The sequence below is a fragment of the Corynebacterium sp. 51B genome (assembly GCF_008930785.1).
Lineage (GTDB): Bacteria > Actinomycetota > Actinomycetes > Mycobacteriales > Mycobacteriaceae > Corynebacterium > Corynebacterium megadyptis.
On record NZ_PQMK01000001.1, the window covers coordinates 149,431 to 167,317 of the forward strand.

At 63.9% G+C, this 17,887-nt stretch carries 14 protein-coding genes; 5 read left to right on the top strand and 9 right to left on the bottom strand.

The window, feature by feature from the left end:
* Window positions 1-19: 19 nt before the first annotated feature.
* Window positions 20-952, bottom strand: a complete 933-nt coding sequence (locus tag GBB14_RS00655) for a heme o synthase (RefSeq protein ID WP_151528735.1) — start codon at window positions 950-952, stop codon at window positions 20-22.
* A 611-nt stretch (window positions 953-1,563) separates the two neighbouring features.
* Here GBB14_RS00655 and tkt point away from each other — a divergent pair.
* From tkt to pgl, 5 genes are all read left to right on the top strand, one after another.
* Window positions 1,564-3,654, top strand: coding sequence for a transketolase (tkt, locus tag GBB14_RS00660; protein WP_192796074.1), 2,091 nt, complete (start codon window positions 1,564-1,566; stop codon window positions 3,652-3,654).
* A gap of 116 nt (window positions 3,655-3,770) precedes the next feature.
* A complete protein-coding gene (gene tal, locus GBB14_RS00665; RefSeq protein ID WP_151528734.1) occupies window positions 3,771-4,847 on the top strand; it encodes a transaldolase in 1,077 nt (358 codons plus the stop codon).
* A gap of 192 nt (window positions 4,848-5,039) precedes the next feature.
* Window positions 5,040-6,572: a glucose-6-phosphate dehydrogenase gene (gene zwf / locus GBB14_RS00670; RefSeq protein WP_151528733.1), complete on the top strand. Its 1,533-nt coding sequence runs from the start codon at window positions 5,040-5,042 to the stop codon at window positions 6,570-6,572.
* Between the two features lie 73 nt (window positions 6,573-6,645).
* Window positions 6,646-7,617 (top strand): glucose-6-phosphate dehydrogenase assembly protein OpcA, encoded by a 972-nt coding sequence (locus GBB14_RS00675; protein ID WP_151528732.1) that lies wholly within the window; start codon window positions 6,646-6,648, stop codon window positions 7,615-7,617.
* Between the two features lie 28 nt (window positions 7,618-7,645).
* Window positions 7,646-8,350, top strand: coding sequence for a 6-phosphogluconolactonase (gene pgl / locus GBB14_RS00680; RefSeq protein ID WP_151528731.1), 705 nt, complete (start codon window positions 7,646-7,648; stop codon window positions 8,348-8,350).
* A 135-nt stretch (window positions 8,351-8,485) separates the two neighbouring features.
* Here the strand turns inward: pgl and secG are convergent, their stop codons facing one another.
* From secG to uvrC, 8 genes are all read right to left on the bottom strand, one after another.
* Complete coding sequence (gene secG, locus GBB14_RS00685; protein WP_018019764.1) at window positions 8,486-8,722, bottom strand: preprotein translocase subunit SecG; 237 nt, start codon at window positions 8,720-8,722, stop codon at window positions 8,486-8,488.
* Window positions 8,723-8,857: 135 nt separating this feature from the next.
* The gene (gene tpiA / locus GBB14_RS00690) at window positions 8,858-9,643 is read right to left on the bottom strand and encodes a triose-phosphate isomerase (protein WP_151528730.1); all 786 of its coding nucleotides are present in this window, start codon (window positions 9,641-9,643) and stop codon (window positions 8,858-8,860) included.
* Window positions 9,644-9,762: 119 nt separating this feature from the next.
* The gene (gene pgk, locus GBB14_RS00695; RefSeq protein WP_151528729.1) at window positions 9,763-10,974 is read right to left on the bottom strand and encodes a phosphoglycerate kinase; all 1,212 of its coding nucleotides are present in this window, start codon (window positions 10,972-10,974) and stop codon (window positions 9,763-9,765) included.
* A 243-nt stretch (window positions 10,975-11,217) separates the two neighbouring features.
* Window positions 11,218-12,225, bottom strand: coding sequence for a type I glyceraldehyde-3-phosphate dehydrogenase (gap, locus tag GBB14_RS00700; RefSeq protein WP_151528728.1), 1,008 nt, complete (start codon window positions 12,223-12,225; stop codon window positions 11,218-11,220).
* Window positions 12,226-12,707: 482 nt separating this feature from the next.
* Window positions 12,708-13,694 (bottom strand): DNA-binding protein WhiA, encoded by a 987-nt coding sequence (gene whiA, locus GBB14_RS00705; RefSeq protein WP_151528727.1) that lies wholly within the window; start codon window positions 13,692-13,694, stop codon window positions 12,708-12,710.
* A 34-nt stretch (window positions 13,695-13,728) separates the two neighbouring features.
* Complete coding sequence (gene yvcK / locus GBB14_RS00710; protein ID WP_151528726.1) at window positions 13,729-14,700, bottom strand: uridine diphosphate-N-acetylglucosamine-binding protein YvcK; 972 nt, start codon at window positions 14,698-14,700, stop codon at window positions 13,729-13,731.
* Window positions 14,701-14,763: 63 nt separating this feature from the next.
* On the bottom strand, window positions 14,764-15,630 hold the full coding sequence (rapZ, locus tag GBB14_RS00715; RefSeq protein ID WP_192796099.1) for an RNase adapter RapZ: 867 nt from the start codon (window positions 15,628-15,630) through the stop codon (window positions 14,764-14,766).
* Window positions 15,631-15,800: 170 nt separating this feature from the next.
* Window positions 15,801-17,855 carry an excinuclease ABC subunit UvrC gene (uvrC, locus tag GBB14_RS00720; protein WP_151528724.1) on the bottom strand — a complete coding sequence of 685 codons (2,055 nt, stop codon included), beginning with the start codon at window positions 17,853-17,855 and terminating at the stop codon, window positions 15,801-15,803.
* Between the last annotated feature and the right edge of the window lie 32 nt (window positions 17,856-17,887).

Sequence of the window (17,887 nt, forward strand, 5' to 3'; positions counted from 1 at the left end):
GGCTGGGCTGGTGCCGCTATTAGAAGAGGATCTGGCCCCAACCGAAGCCTTCGCCGAGGGTCTGTATCCCTAGGGCGGCGTCGACGGAGAGCGCCACGAATACCACGGCCAAATAGTTATTAGAGATGATAAACAGCCGGTAGGGCTTGGAACGATCACCGGCGGCGGTGAGCCGGTGCACGCGATGGGCTTCCATGATGAACCACACGCCCGCAGCCACGGCAGCCACGGCATAGATCCAACCGGTCGCAGGCAAGAGCAGCAGCGTGGTCGCCACGGTGATCCAGGTGTAGACCACGATCTGCTTGGTCACCTGCGTTTCGGTGGCCACCACCGGCAGCATGGGCACGCCCGCGGCCGCATAGTCCTTCTTATACTTCATTCCCAGCGCCCAGGTGTGCGGCGGGGTCCAGAAGAAGATGATGAGGAAGAGCACAATGGCCTGCCACCACTGGGCATTAGCGAGGTTGGGGATGTTATCGGTAATCACCGCCCAGCCCACGAGCACGGGCATACAGCCCGCGGCGCCGCCCCAGACCACGTTCATCGGGGTGCGACGCTTCAGCCATTTGGTGTAGACGAAGATATAGAAGGCGATGGTCACCATCACCAACATCGCGGCGGTCAGCGAGCCACACAGTAGCCACAGCCAGAGGAAGCTGGCGACGGTCAGCGCCCAGGCGAAGACGGCGGCGTTGCGGGTAGAGACGCTCGATTTCACCAGCGGCCTCGTGGAAGTTCGGGCCATCACCTGATCGATATCGGCATCAGCCACCATGTTGAATGTATTGGCGGCGGCCGCGCCCATCCAGCCACCGATGAGGGTAAGCAGGATGAGGACGAGGTCGATGGAGCCGCGATCGGCTTGGAGCATCGCGGGGAAAGTGGCCACGAGGAGAAGCTCGATCACTCTGGGCTTCGTCAGCGCAAAATAAGCCTTGATCGTCTCCAAGAAATCGCCTTCCCACAGGTGTACATCGCTCGTCGCTGGTTATTGCTGTCTGGTGCTCGCCGCGCGGCCCGTGCACAACGCACAGGACGGTGGCATCGGTGCGTCTACTCTCAGTTCGCTGCATGAAAAATTCCGCAGTCCACCTCGAGAGTAGTCGGTGGCCGGGGCAAAAAAGTTCCCACACGCCGCCCCCTAGTGGTTCGGGAACCCAACGCGCATCCCTGATGCGGACTCGAATTCCGTACCCCGCTTCTACGGGGGCGGGCTGCTACCGAATAAGTGTGCCGCAACCCACACCAGGGGTCGCGGCGGCGGCCATGACAGCCACCAAGGGCCTAATCCTAGCGTGCGCCAGCGCCGAAGGTGAATCACCGCCACACCTTCCCACCGTGTGGGAGGGTGGGATCGACCTCATTCGTGGGGTGTGAGAAACACCGCTACCGCGTGTGGGTGCGCGGGCGCTGCACCCACTACACTGGTGAACGATTGTGCGTGGCCCCGTCGCGCACTGCCGCGGCCACCGCCCCTGCCCCACCCCAACGCGGGTGGGTCTCACAGTTTCGGTGGACGCGACCATACAACCAGCACTGATAAGAAGGATGATTGAAGCAGTGGCCCTTTCCCCTGAGCTGAAGGAATTCACCACCCGGAACTACCCGGAGACGTGGACTGAGTTGGACACTCGCGCCGTGGATACCGCGCGCGTCCTCGCCGCCGACGCCGTCCAGAACTGCGGCTCCGGCCACCCCGGCACCGCCATGAGCCTGGCCCCGCTGGCTTATACCCTGTACCACCGCGTCATGAACGTCGCGCCCCACGATCCCACGTGGGCTGGCCGTGACCGCTTCGTGCTCTCCTGCGGCCACTCCTCGCTGACCCAGTACATCCAGCTCTATCTCGCGGGCTTCGGCCTCGAGCTGGACGATCTCAAGGCGCTGCGCACCTGGGGATCGCTCACCCCGGGACACCCCGAGTACGGCCACACCGATGGTGTGGAAATCACCACTGGCCCGCTGGGCCAGGGCCTCGCTTCTTCTGTGGGCATGGCTATGGCCGCCCGCCGTGAGCGTGGTCTCTTCGACCCCGAGGCCGCCCCCGGCGAGTCCCCCTTCGATCACTTCATCTATGTCATCGCCTCCGATGGCGATGTGCAGGAGGGCGTGACCGCCGAGGCGTGCTCCCTGGCCGGCACCCAAAAGCTGGGCAACCTCATCGTGTTCTGGGACGATAACGGCATCTCTATCGAGGATGACACCACCATCGCCTTCACCGAGGACGTCGCCAAGCGCTATGAGGCCTATGGCTGGCAGGTGCTCGAGGTCACCGGCGAAGATGTGACCGCCATCGAAGAGGCGATCGCCCAGGCCAAGGCTGAGACCTCGCGCCCCACCTTCATTCGTATGCGCTCGGTGATCGCCTACCCCGCCCCGAACGCCATGAACACCGGCGCCTCCCACGGCGCTGCTCTCGGCGAGGAAGAAGTGGCCGCCATTAAGCGCGAGCTCGACTTCGACCCCGAGGCACACTTCGCCGTCGACGACGCCGTGATCGCGCACACCCGCGAGGCCGTGGAGCGCGGCAAGGAGAACGTGGCGGCATGGACCGAGAAGTTCAATGCCTGGTCCGAGGCCAATCCCGAGAACCGCGCCCTCTTCGATCGCCTCAAGGCCTACACGCTGCCCGAGGGCTACGCCGATGAGCTGCCCACCTGGGATGCCGATGCCAAGGGCGTGGCCACCCGCAAGGCCTCCGAAGCCGTGCTACAGGCCCTGGGCGCCACCCTGCCCGAGCTGTGGGGCGGCTCCGCCGACCTGGCTGGTTCCAATAACACCGTGATCAAGGGCGCCGATTCCTTCGGCCCGACGGAGATCACCACCGATACGTGGTCCACCAGCCCCTATGGCCGCAATATGCACTTCGGTATCCGCGAGCACGCTATGGGCTCGATCATGAACGGTATCGCCCTGCATGGCGGCACCCGCCCCTATGGCGGAACCTTCCTCATCTTCTCCGACTACATGCGTCCGGCTGTGCGTCTCGCCGCCCTCATGGGTACCGACGCCTTCTATGTCTGGACCCACGATTCGATCGGCCTGGGCGAGGACGGCCCCACCCACCAGCCGGTGGAGCAGCTGGCCTCGCTGCGCGCCATCCCGAACATGTCCATGCTGCGCCCGGCGGATGCGAATGAGACCGCCGCCGCGTGGAAGGCGGCACTGGAGTACCGCAAGGGCCCGAAGGGATTGGCGCTGACCCGCCAGAACATCCCCGTGCTGGAGGGCACCAAGGATAAGGCTATCGAGGGCGTGGCCCGCGGCGGCTATGTACTGGTGCAAGAGTCCGCTGAGACCCCCGATGTGATCCTCATGGCTACCGGCTCCGAGGTGCATCTGGCTGTGGAGGCCGCCCAGCGCCTCGAGGCCGAGGGTACCGCCACCCGCGTGGTCTCCATGCCCTGCATGGATTGGTTCGCCGAGCAGGACCAGGACTATATCGACGAGGTGCTGCCTCCCGCAGTGACCGCCCGTGTGTCCGTGGAAGCCGGTGTGGCTATGCCGTGGTACCAGTGGCTGGGCAGCCAGGGCGAGGCCGTGTCTCTGGAGCACTTCGGCGCCTCTGCCCCCTATGAGAAGCTATTCGAGGAGTTCGGTATCACCACCGACGCCGTGGTGGCCGCCGCCAAGAAGAGCCTCTCCCGCTAAGCATCCTCATTAATCATCCTCTGCCCATCGCCATACCCGTCACCGGTCCGCCGCGACCGGGGCTATGGTGGTGGGCATCCATTACCCCACTAGCTCTCAAGGAGAGTGTGCAGTTTATGAGCACTATCGATGACATCTATGAGCTCGGAACCTCGACATGGCTCGATGATCTCTCGCGCGATCGCCTCGACTCCGGCAACCTCGCCGAGATGATCGCCTCCACGTCCATTAAGGGCGTCACCACCAACCCGGCGATCTTTGCCAAGGCCATGACCACCGGCAACGCCTATGATGAGCAGCTCAAGGAGCTCGCCAGCTCCCGTCTGGGCGCGGATGAGGCCGTCTACGCCATGGCGATCGACGATGTGCGTCGCGCCTGCGATGCCTTCGCCGAGGTCTATGAGCAGACCAAGGGCGTCGATGGACGGGTCTCCATCGAGGTTGATCCCCGCATCTCTGCTGAGCGGGAGGCCACGCTGGTGCAGGCTCGCAACCTGTGGCAGCGCGTGGACCGTCCGAACCTGATGATCAAGATCCCAGCCACCGAGGAGTCTCTGCCGGCGATCAGCGATGCGCTGGCCGAGGGCATCAGCGTCAACGTCACCCTTATTTTCTCCGTGGCCCGCTACCGGGAGGTTGTTGCCGCCTATATCGAGGGCATTCAGCGCGCCGCCGAGAACGGCCACGATGTCTCCACTATTCACTCGGTGGCCTCCTTCTTCGTCTCCCGCCTCGACACCGAGGTGGACGCCCGACTGGAAAAGATCGGCTCCGAGGACGCGCTGGCACTGCGCGGCAAGGCGGGAGTGGCCAATGCTCGCCGCGCCTATGACGTGTTCCAGGAGCTCTTCGACGCTGCCGATCTGCCTGCCGGCGCCCATGCACAGCGCCCGCTGTGGGCCTCGACCGGGGTGAAGAACCCAGACTACCCCACGGATCTCTACGTCACCGAGCTGGTGGGCCCGCACACGGTGAACACCATGCCCGAGGCGACGATCGAGGCGACCCTTGCCGCCAGCGCCAAGGGCGAGACCCTCACCGGCCACTCCGCAGAGTCGGACGAGCTGTTCAGCCAGCTCGATGCGCTCGGCGTGGACTTCGAAGACGTCTTTGACACCCTCGAGCGCGAAGGTGTGGAGAAGTTCGTCGACAGCTGGAATGACCTGCTGGAAAAGATCGACGCTCGCATCTAGCGGCCGAGCCTGCACCGCCTAGTGGAATATCTGCCCTCTAGGCGGTGTTTCCGGCTGTATGGCCCTGCAGCCTAGAATGAAGCGGCTCGCTTTCGCACCCCGAGAAGGCGGCGTCGTCAATGCTGCAGCGTGCGCGCTAGATTTGGGGTAGTGAGAACGCAGGAACGATCCACACATCAGAAGAGGACTGACATGGACTATCAGCCGCCGTCGAACCCCTTGCGGGATCCGCACGATAAGCGCCTACCGCGTATCGCCGGCCCCTCCGGCATGGTGATTTTTGGCGTCACGGGCGATCTGGCGCGCAAGAAGCTGCTGCCAGCGGTGTACGATCTCGCCCATCGCGGGCTGCTGCCGGCTGGTTTTAGCTTGGTCGGTTATGGACGTCGCGAGTGGGATAAAAAGGACTTCGAGGACTATGTCCGCACCGCCGTGAAGGACGGCGCCCGCACCTCCTTCCGCGAGAACGTGTGGGAGCGGCTCGCCGAGGGCATGGAGTTTGTCACCGGTAACCTCAACGTGGACGAAGACTTCGATAAGCTGCGCGACACGCTCGACGCCATTGATTCTTCCCGTGGCACCGCCGGTAACTGGGCCTTTTATCTCTCGGTTCCGCCGGCGCACTTTACCGACGTGTGCCATCAGCTGGATCGATCCGGTCTCGCCGAGGACGAGGGCGAATCCTGGCGCCGCGTGATTATTGAAAAGCCCTTCGGCCACGATCTGGAGTCGGCTAAGGAACTCAATGAGATCGTGAACTCGGTCTTCCCCGAGAATGCCGTCTTCCGTATCGATCACTATCTCGGCAAAGAGACTGTGCAAAACATCATGGCGCTGCGCTTTGCCAATCAACTCTTCGAGCCCTTCTGGAATGCGCAGTTTATTGATCACGTGCAGATCACCATGGCCGAGGACATCGGCCTGGGTGGGCGCGCCGGCTATTATGACGGCATTGGTGCGGCCCGCGATGTGATCCAAAACCACCTGCTGCAGTTGCTGGCGCTGGTGGCGATGGATGAGCCACGCACCATTTCCCCGGATGAGCTGCAGACGGAGAAGGTGAAGGTGCTGCGGGCGACGAAGCCGGTCTATCCGCTCGGCAAGACCACCGCCCGCGGCCAGTACACCGCCGGCTGGCAGGGTTCGAAGAAGGTCATTGGACTGCGCGATGAGGACGGCTTTGATCCTGACTCGAATACCGAAACCTTCGCCGCCTGCACCCTCGAGATCGAAAACCGCCGCTGGGCGGGAGTGCCTTTCTATCTGCGTACGGGCAAAAGGCTCGGCCGTCGTGTCACCGAGATCGCCGTGGTATTGAAGAATGTGCCACATAATCCCTTCGGGGATTCCACCATGGGCACCCTCGGCCCCAATGCCGTGGTGATTCGCGTGCAGCCGGACGAGGGCGTACTCATGCGCTTCGGTTCCAAGGTGCCCGGCTCCACCATGGAGGTCCGCGACGTGAACATGGACTTCTCCTATCGCGAGGCCTTCACCGAGGAATCACCGGAGGCCTATGAGCGTCTCATCCTCGATGCGCTTCTCGACGAGGCCAGCCTCTTCCCCACCAATGAAGAGGTGGAGTTGAGCTGGAGGATCCTTGATCCCATTCTGGAGTTTTGGGCGCAGCGCGGCCAGCCCGATGACTATCGCGCCGGCACGTGGGGCCCAGAGTCCGCCGACACTATGATGGAACGCGACGGACGCCATTGGCGTCGCCCCTAATGCGACCACCGCGAGCTATGACGGCCCGCCCTCTATCGTCCGCTGCCCCCAACGAAGGAAAGACAAGTCTCCCGTGATCTTTTCTCTGCCCTCCACAACGTCTAGGGATATCTCTAAGGCGCTTGTCAGTATCCGCGACACCGGCTCCCAGGTGATGACCGGCCGCGTGCTCACTCTCATCATTGTGGCCTCCACCGAGGACAACACCACAGAACTCATCGAATTGGCTACCGACGCCACCCGCGAGCACCCCGCCCGCGTGCTCATGGTGCTGCCCGACCCCACCGAGGGCGAGGACAACCTCAACGCGGAAATTCGCATTGGTGGCGACGCCGGCGCCTCCGAGATCGTGGTCATGCGGGTACGCGGCGAGCTGGCCTCGCATATCGATTCTTTGGTTACTCCCCTGCTGCTGCCGGACACCCCGATCGTGGCCTGGTGGCCCTCGCGGGCGCCGGAGATTCCCGCCGAGGATCCCATCGGCAAGATCGCGCAGCGGCGCATCACCGATTCCTTCTTTGATCCCCGCGAGGACGCCATTTGCGTCCGCCGCAGCAACTATGCCCCCGGCGATTCCGATCTGGCGTGGTCGCGGCTGACCACCTGGCGCGGTGTGGTGGCCTCGGCACTGGATCGGCCGCCGCATCACGAGATCGTGGGCGTGGAGATCACCGGTCCGCAGGAGTCCCCCTCCGTGGAGCTCGCCGGCGGCTGGCTGGCTGATCGTCTGGGGCTCACAGTGGCGCGCCACTCTGTGGCCTTTGCCCGCCTCGCCTCGCCGGTGTTCACGCTGGTATTGCACCGCAAGGATGCCGAGCCGTTGGTGGTCGAGGCCGTGGATCGGCGCACCATGCGGGTCTCAGTGCCAGGCTCCACCGATGCCTTGGTGGCTGCGTCGCGGCGCAGTATCGCGGACTGTCTCGCCGAGGAGCTGCGTCACCTCGACCCCGATCGCGCCTATGGCCAGGCCCTCCGCGGAATCTCGCGGGTCCACCCTGCTGATGAGCCGGCGGGCGGCGCAGCGAGCGTAACCGGCACGGACTAACCCCTACCTTTCGCAAGGAGCACGCACTATGGAATCTATTGTGGCCATCCGTGAATTCGACAGCAAAGAGGCCGTGTGCACGGGCACGGCCCGCGACATCGCCGATATCATCGCCGAGGCCATCGCGGAACGCGGCGAGGCCCATGTGGTGCTCACCGGCGGCTCGGTGGGTATCGGCACCCTCGCGGCCTTGCGTGAGTGCAGCGTGGACTGGCAGAAGGTGCACGTGTATTTCGGCGATGAGCGCGCGGTACCGGTCACTGATCCGGAGTCCAATGAAGGCCAGGCCCGCGCGGCGCTATTAGATCATGTGGACATCCCCGAAGCGCACATTCACGGCTATGGCCTAGGTGAGAACAGCTTGGAGGATGCTGCCCGAGACTACGCAGCGACGCTGCCGGAGCTGATCGATCTCCACCTGCTGGGCATGGGACATGAGGGGCACATCAACTCCCTCTTCCCGCATGCCGCCGCGACTCTCGCCAGCGAAGGCACAGTGATGGCCGTGCAGGATTCCCCGAAGCCGCCCGCCGAGCGCGTCACCCTCACTCTGCCGCGGGTACAGTCCTGCCGCTATGTGTGGCTCTTGGTGTCTGGAGAGGAAAAGGCCGAGGCGGTCTCCCATGTGGTGCACGGCGGCGATCCCGCCGAGTGGCCGGCCTGCGGGGCGCGCGGCGAAGTGGAAACAGCCCTGTATGTGTCTACCGATGCGCTGAGCCAGAGCGAGGTATAGCGACCAGGCCACGGCTTTAGCCGCCAGCGGCCCGAGCTCCGCAGGCTACCCCACAGCAGCACAAAGGCCGCGCCACCGATAAAAGGTGGCGCGGCATTTTCTATCCCGCACGTCGTGCGCGCGGGCTGGCACTAGCTAGGAGGCGTAGGCCTGCAGCAGGTTCAGACCGACAATGCAGCCGATCCACACCAAGGCGGTGAGGATGGTGAGACGGTCGAGGTTCTTTTCAACGACGGTCGAACCGGAAAGATTCGACTGCATGCCGCCACCGAAAAGGCTGGACAGTCCGCCACCCTTGCCCTTGTGCAAAAGAATGAACAGGGTCATCAGAAGTGCGGAAACAACCAGCACAATTTGGAGTGCGAGAACCATGTGTCTCCTCTGGATTAGGCAGTTAAGACGTGGGCGGCAGACGCCGGTGGCGCGCCGCCCGATGAACGATCCCTAAGCATACACCAACGCCGCCTACGGCTGGTAGACGGCGCGAGGTGTGTGCCGCGTGGGATTTTAAGACACGGCCTGAGCGGCGTTAGCGGCCAGCTTGGCGAACTCTTCGCCGTCCAAGGAGGCGCCACCGACGAGGCCGCCGTCCACATCGGCCTGGGAGACGATCTCGGCGATGGAGTCCACCTTCACGGAACCACCGTAGAGGATGCGCATACCGGCGGCGATGTCCTCATAAGCCAGCTCGGCGACGGCGGAGCGAATGGCGGCGCAGACTTCCTGGGCGTCGGCCGGGGAGGCCACCTTGCCGGTACCGATGGCCCAGACGGGCTCATAGGCGATGACGGTCTTGGAGAGCTCCTCCTTGTCCAGACCAGCCAGGGAGGCCTTGGTCTGCTCGACCACGAAGGAGACGTGCTCGCCGGACTCGCGGACCTCGAGCTGCTCGCCGACGCACACAATGGGGCTGATGCCGTTCTTCAGAGCGGCCTTTGCCTTGGCGGCGACGATCTCGTCGGTCTCGTGGTGGTACTCGCGACGCTCGGAGTGGCCCACTACGACCCAGGAGCAGCCCAGCTTGGCGAGCATGCTGCCAGAGACCTCGCCGGTGTACGCGCCGGAGTCGTGCTGGGAGACGTCCTGGGCGCCGTAGCTGATCTGCAGCTTGTCGCCCTCGATGAGGGTTTGCACGCTACGCAGGTCGGTGAAGGGAACGGTGAGGGCGACGTCGACAGTCTCGTAGTACTCCTTCGGCAGGGCGAAGGCGAGCTTCTGTACGACGGCGGTGGCCTCGAGGTGGTTGATGTTCATCTTCCAGTTGCCGGCGATAAGCGGGGTGCGGGTAGCCATAAAGTGTTCGTTGTCCTCTCAAAAGGTGGTGGATTGCGGGGGAATGCCCCCTGCCGCCTCAGGCCGGTGCGGAGCACGGTCGCGCGCCGCGGACCTGAGGCGGGTGATAGTGGTGGGGTTTAGGCGAGCACAGCCACGCCGGGCAGTTCCTTGCCCTCGAGGAATTCGAGGGAGGCGCCGCCGCCGGTGGAGATGTGGGAGAAGCCGTCCTCATCCAGGCCAAGCACGCGGACGGAGGCTGCGGAGTCGCCGCCGCCGACAACGGTGAAGCTGTCGTTGTTTTGGGTGGCGTTGATGATGGCCTGGGCAACACCCTTGGTGCCGGCGGAGAAGGCCTCGAACTCGAACACGCCCATGGGGCCGTTCCAGAACACGGTCTTGGAGGACTCGATGACCTCGGCGAAGTGCTTGACGCTCTCCGGTCCGATGTCCAGGCTCATCCAGCCTTCGGGGATAGAGTCGAGATCCACAACCTTGCTCTCGGCATCCTTGTTGAACTCGGAGGCGGCAATGAGGTCTACGGGGAGCACGATCTTATCGCCGTACTTCTCCAGCAGCTCCTTGCAGGTGTCGATCATTTCTTCTTGGAGCAGGGACTGCTGGACGTTGTGGCCCTGTGCGGCGAGGAAGGTGTAGCACATGCCGCCACCGATGATTAGCTTGTCCGCCTTGGAGGACAGTGCCTCGATCACTCCGAGCTTATCGGAGACCTTCGAACCACCGAGCACCACCATGTATGGGTGGGCGGGATCCTCGGCAACGCCCTGAAGCACGGATACTTCCTTCTCCACCAAGGAGCCGGCGTAGTGTGGCAGACGCTTGGCCACATCATAAACGGAGGTCTGGGCGCGGTGGACCACACCGAAGCCATCGGAGACGAAAGCGCCATCCGGGACCAGTGCCACGAGCTGGTCGGCGAACTCGCCGCGCTCGGCCTCGTCCTTGGAGGTCTCGCGCGGGTCGAAGCGCACGTTCTCCAGCAGCAGCACATCGCCCTCGTTCAGGCCATTAGCGCGCTCGTGGGCATCCTCGCCCACCACGTCGCCGGCCAGAGCCACGTACTGACCCAGTTCCTCGCTCAGGGCCTCGGCGACGGGCTTGAGAGAGAACTTCGCGTTGACCTCGCCCTTGGGACGGCCGAGGTGGGCCATAACGACAACCTTCGCGCCGGCCTCGGTGAGGGCCTTGAGGGTGGGCAGGGAGGCCTTGATGCGGCCCGGATCGGTGATCTCCTGGTTCTCGTTCAGCGGCACGTTAAAGTCCGAGCGAACGAGGACGTAGCGGCCGTCCACGCCGTCATTGATCAAATCCTGAATGTTCTTCAAAGCCATCTCGGCTGAGCTCCTTAAAAATGTTTCAACACAGTGTGTCTCTTGGGGCGGCACTCCCCCCAGCGCGCAGCTCAAGGGTGGTGCCGTGGATATTCACTTATTCGCTAGTCAAGCCTAGTGAAACCAAACGCGGCCCGTCGGTGGTGTGCCGCGAGGCACACCCCGGGGCCGCGAGGTAGGGTCTACGCCGAGCCGTGTCTCACGACTGGGACGCAGCGGAGGGCGTGGAGAGAGCCGAGGCTCTTAGAGGCGCTCACCAACGTACTCGGTCAGGGAGACGAGCTGGTTGGAGTAGCCCCACTCGTTGTCGTACCAGGAGACAACCTTGACCTGGTCGCCGATGACCTTGGTCAGACCGGAGTCGAAGATGGAGGCGTGAGCGTCGGTAACGATGTCGGTGGACACCAGCGGCTCATCGTCGGAGTAAGCCAGAATGCCCTTGAGCTCGCCCTCGGCAGCTTCCTTCATGGCAGCGTTGACAGCCTCGACGGAGACCTCGCTCTTAGCGGTGAAGGTGAGGTCGGTGGCGGAGCCGGTGATCACGGGCACGCGCAGTGCGTAGCCGTCCAGCTTGCCCTTGAGCTCCGGAAGAACCAGGGCCACAGCCTTGGCGGCGCCGGTGGAGGTGGGGACGATGTTCTGAGCGGCAGCGCGGGCGCGACGCAGGTCCTTGTGGGGAGCGTCGTGCAGGCGCTGGTCACCGGTGTAGGCGTGCACGGTGGTCATGAGGCCGCGCTCGATACCGAACTTCTCGTCCAGCACCTTTGCCATCGGGGCGAGGCAGTTGGTGGTGCAGGAAGCGTTGGAGATCACGTGGTGGTTCTCCGGGTCGTAGTCGGTGTGGTTCACGCCCACGACGAAGGTGGCATCCTCGTTCTTCGCCGGAGCGGAGATGATGACCTTCTTGGCGCCAGCCTCGATGTGAGCCTTGGCAGCGTTAGCGTCGGTGAAGAAACCGGTGGACTCGATAACGATGTCCACGCCGAGCTCGCCCCACTTCAGGTTCTTCGGGTCGCGCTCTGCGGTCACAACCATGCGGTGGCCATCAACGGTGATGGACTCGTCGTCGTAGGAGACCTCCTTGCCCAGGCGGCCAAGGATGGAGTCATACTTCAGCAGAGTGGAGAGAGTCTTATTGTCGGTGAGGTCGTTGAAAGCGACGACCTCGATGTCGGCGCCGCGCGACTGAATAGCGCGGAAGAAGTTACGGCCAATGCGGCCGAAGCCATTGATACCAACACGAATGGTCACGAAAGATCTCCTTGAAGATTGGGGATGTTGTCTCCGAATGAAGCCACCCACAGGGGCTAATCCCCTACTCACTGGGGCGGTTGTGGATTCCCACACTCACCTTTGCCAGCGGGCCGGTCGGCTCATCCGGTGTCGCTTACTTACTCTACCGACGTAGCGACATTTATGCAGTGGCGGATCCCCACTTTTTTCGCTTATCGACGCCCATTCATGCCCGCATCCACTCCCGAAAACCAATAAAACAAAAAGGTTTCTCTGTCCGTTTATGCGATTGCCATCTCCCGACGCCCGATTTCCCACCGCATGCGCACCTCATCACCCCCGAATGTGAAAATCCTCCCGCGCGGCGGGGGCGATTGCTACGCCTGCCTCCACCTTCGCGAAAGGATAGTGGGATTACTCACAGTTACTGTGACAGCGGATGGATGGCACGGGCAAAGCGCCCCAGCAGCCACAACACCACCACCCGCCACAGGAGGGTGCTAGATATCCTCGAGGTTCTCTTCGACCACTGCCTCGCTGGTCGGCGGCACCCCGATCTCGGCGGCCTTTTTATCGGCCATCGTCAGCAGCCGGCGTATACGCCCGGCCACCGCGTCCTTAGTCATAGGCGGATCAGCCAGGCGCCCCAGTTCCTCGAGAGATTCCTGACGATGCTTGATGCGTAGTGTGCCGGCCTCGACGAGATGCTCGGGCACATCGTCGCCGAGGATCTCCATGGCCCGCTCCACCTTGGCTGCTGCGGCCACCGCTGCCCGCACCGAACGACGAAGGTTGGCATCGTCGAAGTTGGCGAGCCGATTGGCCGACGCTTGGTCTTCGCGCTTGATACGCTCTTCATCCCACTGCAGTCGCGTGAGATGGGCGCCGAGACGGGCGAGCAGCACCCCGATATCGGTGCCGTCTTTGATCACCACCTTCACTACCCCGCGGGTTTCTTTGGCCTTGGCGTTGACGTTCAGCCGTCGCGCCCCACCCACCAGCGCGGAGGCCGCCAGGGTGCAGGGTGCGGCAATCTCGAGCGCGGTCGAGCGCGCGGGATCGGCCAGCTGCCCGGAGGCGAGGAACGCTCCGCGCAGCGCTGCCTCGATCTCCACTACGGTGCCTGAGACGATATGCGGCGGCAGTCCCACCACGAGATGCCCCGAGCGGGTCACCAACCCCAGCCGGCGAATGATATCGGTGGTGCCATCGTCGAGGTGCAGCACATAGCGGCCATCCCGCGAGGTCGAGCTAGGACCGGGGGTGGTGATGCTCGGGGTGACGTCGAAAAGCTCGCGGAAGAAGGTCTCGGCGCGGGTCGCGATGGCCTCGGTATCTACCTCGATGTCGATGACCGGCTGGCCCTGGGCGATGCCGATCTCGCCGCCGTAGCGGATGAGAGCGGCCAGTTCCGCCGCGCGGGCCTGGGGCCGGGTACAACGGGAAACGGCGAGTTCTTCTTTGACTCGCGCGGTGAGCGAGGCCATGGTCCTCCCTGTGTTCTATGCGGTGGTGGTGCGTCTAGCGCTGGGCGTAGGCGTGCTCGAGAGCCGTGGCGAGGCGCTGCGGATCGTGGGTATCAAGGTACCTGCCGGCCTCATCGCGGCCACGCACGGGGGCAAAGTCGATCTCCGCAGAGAGCTTCTGCGCAGCGCGGATGAGATAGTTTTTCTCGTTGTGAGTGAAGGGGGTATCGGCGTCGATGATGATGCGATCCACCTGCAGCCGCGGCGCGTGCTGGGAGAGCATGTGAATGTGGCGCTCGATGGAAAAGCCCGCCGTTTCGCCCGGCTCGGAGGTCAGGTTGAGCACCACGATGCGTTGCGCCTTCGTCTCCGCGATGGCGTCGACGATTCCGGGCACCAGCAGGTGCGGAATCACGCTGGAAAACCACGAGCCCGGGCCCAGGGTGACGATATCGGCGCCCAGAATGGCCTCCCGGGCGTGCTCGCTGACCTGCGGGGCCTCCGGGATCACGCGCACCCGCCGCACCGTGCCGGGGGTGGTGGCCACAGCCACCTGGCCGCGCACGGGGTGCATGATCCGCGGATCATCGTCCAGCCCCGCCACGTCGGCTTCGATATCGAGGGGCTCTTCCACCATGGGCAGCACCCGCCCCGAGCAGCCCACGAGCTGCGCCACCGTGTCGAGGGCGGCCACCGGCGAGTCGAGGATCTCCCCTAGCCCTGCCAGCAGCAGGTTGCCCACGGCATGTCCGGCGAGGGCACCATTGCCGCCGAAGCGGTGCTGCAGCAGCTCCTCCCAGAGCTGGCCGTGTTCGGTGCGGGCCGATAGCGCCGCCAGCGCCATGCGGAGATCCCCGGGCGGTACTTGGTTGAGCTCCTTGCGGATGCGTCCCGAGGAGCCCCCATCATCGGCCACAGTGACCACGGCGTTGACGGAGTCGGTGGCCAACAGCCGGGCAGCACGAAGGGTCTGGAAGAGGCCGTGGCCCCCGCCAAGGCTGGTAATCACAGCAGGTTGGGAAGACATAGTTGGTGTATAACTCGTTTCTGCAACGACGAGGAACGTATAAGGACAGCGGGCGAGCCGCCGTTAGTTGCGGCTGAAGTGACGGTGCGCGACCGACACATCCACATCGCTGAAGTTGTTCCGGATGCGGCGCGCCAATTCCTCGGCCACTGCCACGCTGCGGTGGTGCCCGCCGGTACAGCCCACGGCCACCGAGATGAAGTTCTTTCCCTCGCGGCGATAGCCGGTGGTCATCGGGGTGAGCATAGCCAAAAAGGCGGTGATGAACTCCTCCGCACCGGGCTGGGAGAGCACATAATCGGACACGGCCTGGTCGGTGCCGCGGAAGGGCCGCAGCTCCGGCACCCAATAGGGATTGGGCAAAAAGCGCACATCCAGCACGATATCGGCATCCGCGGGCGCGCCATGTTTGAAGCCGAAGGATTGCACGGTCACGTGCTGGCGGCGGCGTTCCAGGGTGGCGAAGCTCGATTCGATGGAGCGGCGCAGATCGTGCACGGACATCTCGGAGGTGTCAATGACCACATCGGCCTGTTCCTTCACCGCCGAGAGCATCTCGCGTTCGCGTTCGATGCCGGTTTGTAGCGTGCCGGAGCCCTGCAGGGGGTGGGTGCGGCGCACCGAGTCGAAACGACGGATGAGCACATCATCGCGGGATTCCATGAACAAGACGGTGGGATTATTGCCGCGCTCGTTCAGCTCCGCGATGGTTTGATCGAGGCTGCCTTTGAACTCGCGGGAGCGCACATCGGTGACCACCGCAAACTTCGACACCGGCGAGCCCTCGCGCAAGCAGAGATCCACAAACTCCAGCACCATTGCTGCCGGCAGATTCTGCGCCACGTGATAGCCCAGGTCTTCCAGCACACGGGCTGCGGTATTCAGCCCCGCACCGGACATACCGGTGATGAGCACAGGCTTCGACTCCAGCGGCCGTTCTGCATCCTTGTGCACGGCGCTTGTCGACGCCTTCTCGCTGCGGCTCTCAGCCGCCTCGGCGGGGCGGGAATCGTCTGTCAGGTCCGGGGAGTGAGGGGCTCGATCCATGGCTTTCATTCTAGCCACAGAGCGGAGGAGGGGAAGAGGCGTCGTCACGCGCACTAAGTAGTGGAGGAATGTAGCCCGTCATAGACGGCTTGGGCGAGATTCGGCCCGAAGCCTTTGACGGCCTGAATCTCCTCCACACTGGCCTCGCGGAGCTTTTTCACCGAGCCAAAATGCTTCACCAGATCCGTCCGGCGGGCCGGTCCCAGCCCCGGGATGGAATCTAGGGCGGAGTGCCGCAGCCGCTTGGAGCGCTGCTGGCGGTGGAAGGTAATGGCGAAGCGGTGGGCTTCATCGCGGATCTGCTGCAATAAGAACAGTCCCTGGGAGTTGCGCGGCAGGATCAGCGGATCCTCCTCGCCGGGCAGCCAGATCTCCTCGAGGCGCTTGGCCAATCCGATCAGAGTGACATCCACCACCCCGAGCTCATCGAAGACGGCCTGGGCAGCATTCACTTGGGGCAGACCACCATCGACGATGAATAGGTGCGGTGGGTAGGCGAAGCGCTTGGCCTCGGCGGATTGTTCCTCGACCTTTTCATCGCTGAAGGTGGAGCCGTCGAATTCTTCCTCGTGCGGCACCGCGGATTTATCGGTGCTGTGGCGCATGAAGCGGCGGCGGGTGACCTCTGCGATGGAGGCGACATCGTCCGAGCGCCCCTCGCCGGCGGCCTCTTTGATTTTGTAGCGGCGATAGTCCGACTTGCGCGGGGCGCCGTCCTCGAACACCACCAAGGAGGCCACCACATCGGTGCCCTGGATGTGGGAGATATCGGTGCACTCGATGCGCAGCGGCGCCTGCTCGAGCCCGAGGGCGTCTTGGATGTCGTGTAGCGCGGCAGAGCGGGCGGTGAGATCGCCGATCCTTTTCAGCTTGTGCTGCTTCAAGGCCTCGGCGGCATTGCGGGCCACGGTATCGGCGAGGGCGCGCTTATCGCCGCGCTGCGGCACGCGGAGATCCACATTCGCCCCGCGCAGCTGGCTGAGCCAGGTCCGCAGCTGCTCGGCGTCCTCGGGCATGACTGGCACCAGCACCTCGCGGGGGATCACCGCCTGGCGCTCCGGGGTGGCCCGGGATTCCTGATCCACCCCGCGGCGGTTATCGGACATATCGAGCTCGGCGTGTTCGGAGGACTCGGCGGCATCCCCATAGAACTGGGTGAGGAAGGTGCCCAGCAGCGCGGGGATGGCCGGGTCGGCGGCGTCGTTGAACTCGGTGTTGCTGGCGGTCGAGGCGTCTTTTTCCACAATCCATCCACGCTGGCCACGGATACGGCCCTGGCGGACGTGAAAGAGCTGTACTGCCGCCTCCAACTGATCGGTGGAAACGGCGATGATATCGCAGTCGGTGCCATCGCCGAGCACCACGGCTTGGCGCTCCATCACCTTCTGGACGGCGGCGAGATCATCGCGCAGCCGCGCCGCCTTTTCAAAGTCCAGCTCCTCGGAGGCGGCGTACATATCGGCTTCGATGCGGCGGAGCACCTGATCTGTGCGGCCGGACATGAAGTCGATAAAACCGGCGACGATCTCGCGGTACTCCGGGATGGTCACCCGCGCCACGCACGGGGCGCAGCATTTGTCGATATAGCCGAGCAGGCAGGGTCGCCCGAGGCTTTCGTGGCGCTTGAATACCCCCGTGGAGCAGGTGCGCAGGGGAAATACTCGGGTGAGTAGATCGAGGGTCTCGCGGATGGCCCAGGCGTGCGAGTAGGGGCCAAAGTAGCGGACGTGTCGGCGGCGCGGGCCGCGGTAGACGAAGGCGCGGGGATAGTCCTCCCCCATGGAGACGGCTAGGACGGGGTAGGTTTTATCGTCACGGTATTTGACGTTGAAGCGGGGATCGAATTTCTTGATCCACGTATATTCCAGCTGCAGCGCTTCCACCTCGCTGGATACCACCGTCCATTCCACGCTCGCCCCGGCGAAGACCATGTGCCGAGTGCGGGGATGCAGGTTGGCCACGTCCTGAAAATAGCTGGACAGCCGCGAGCGCAGCGATTTGGCTTTGCCCACATAGATCACGCGGCCATGCTCGTCGCGGAACTTATACACCCCCGGGTCCACAGGGATGGTGCCGGGGGCGGGGCGATAGGTTGCTGGATCAGCCATAGGGGTGTGGACGCGACCTTAAGGTAACTGCT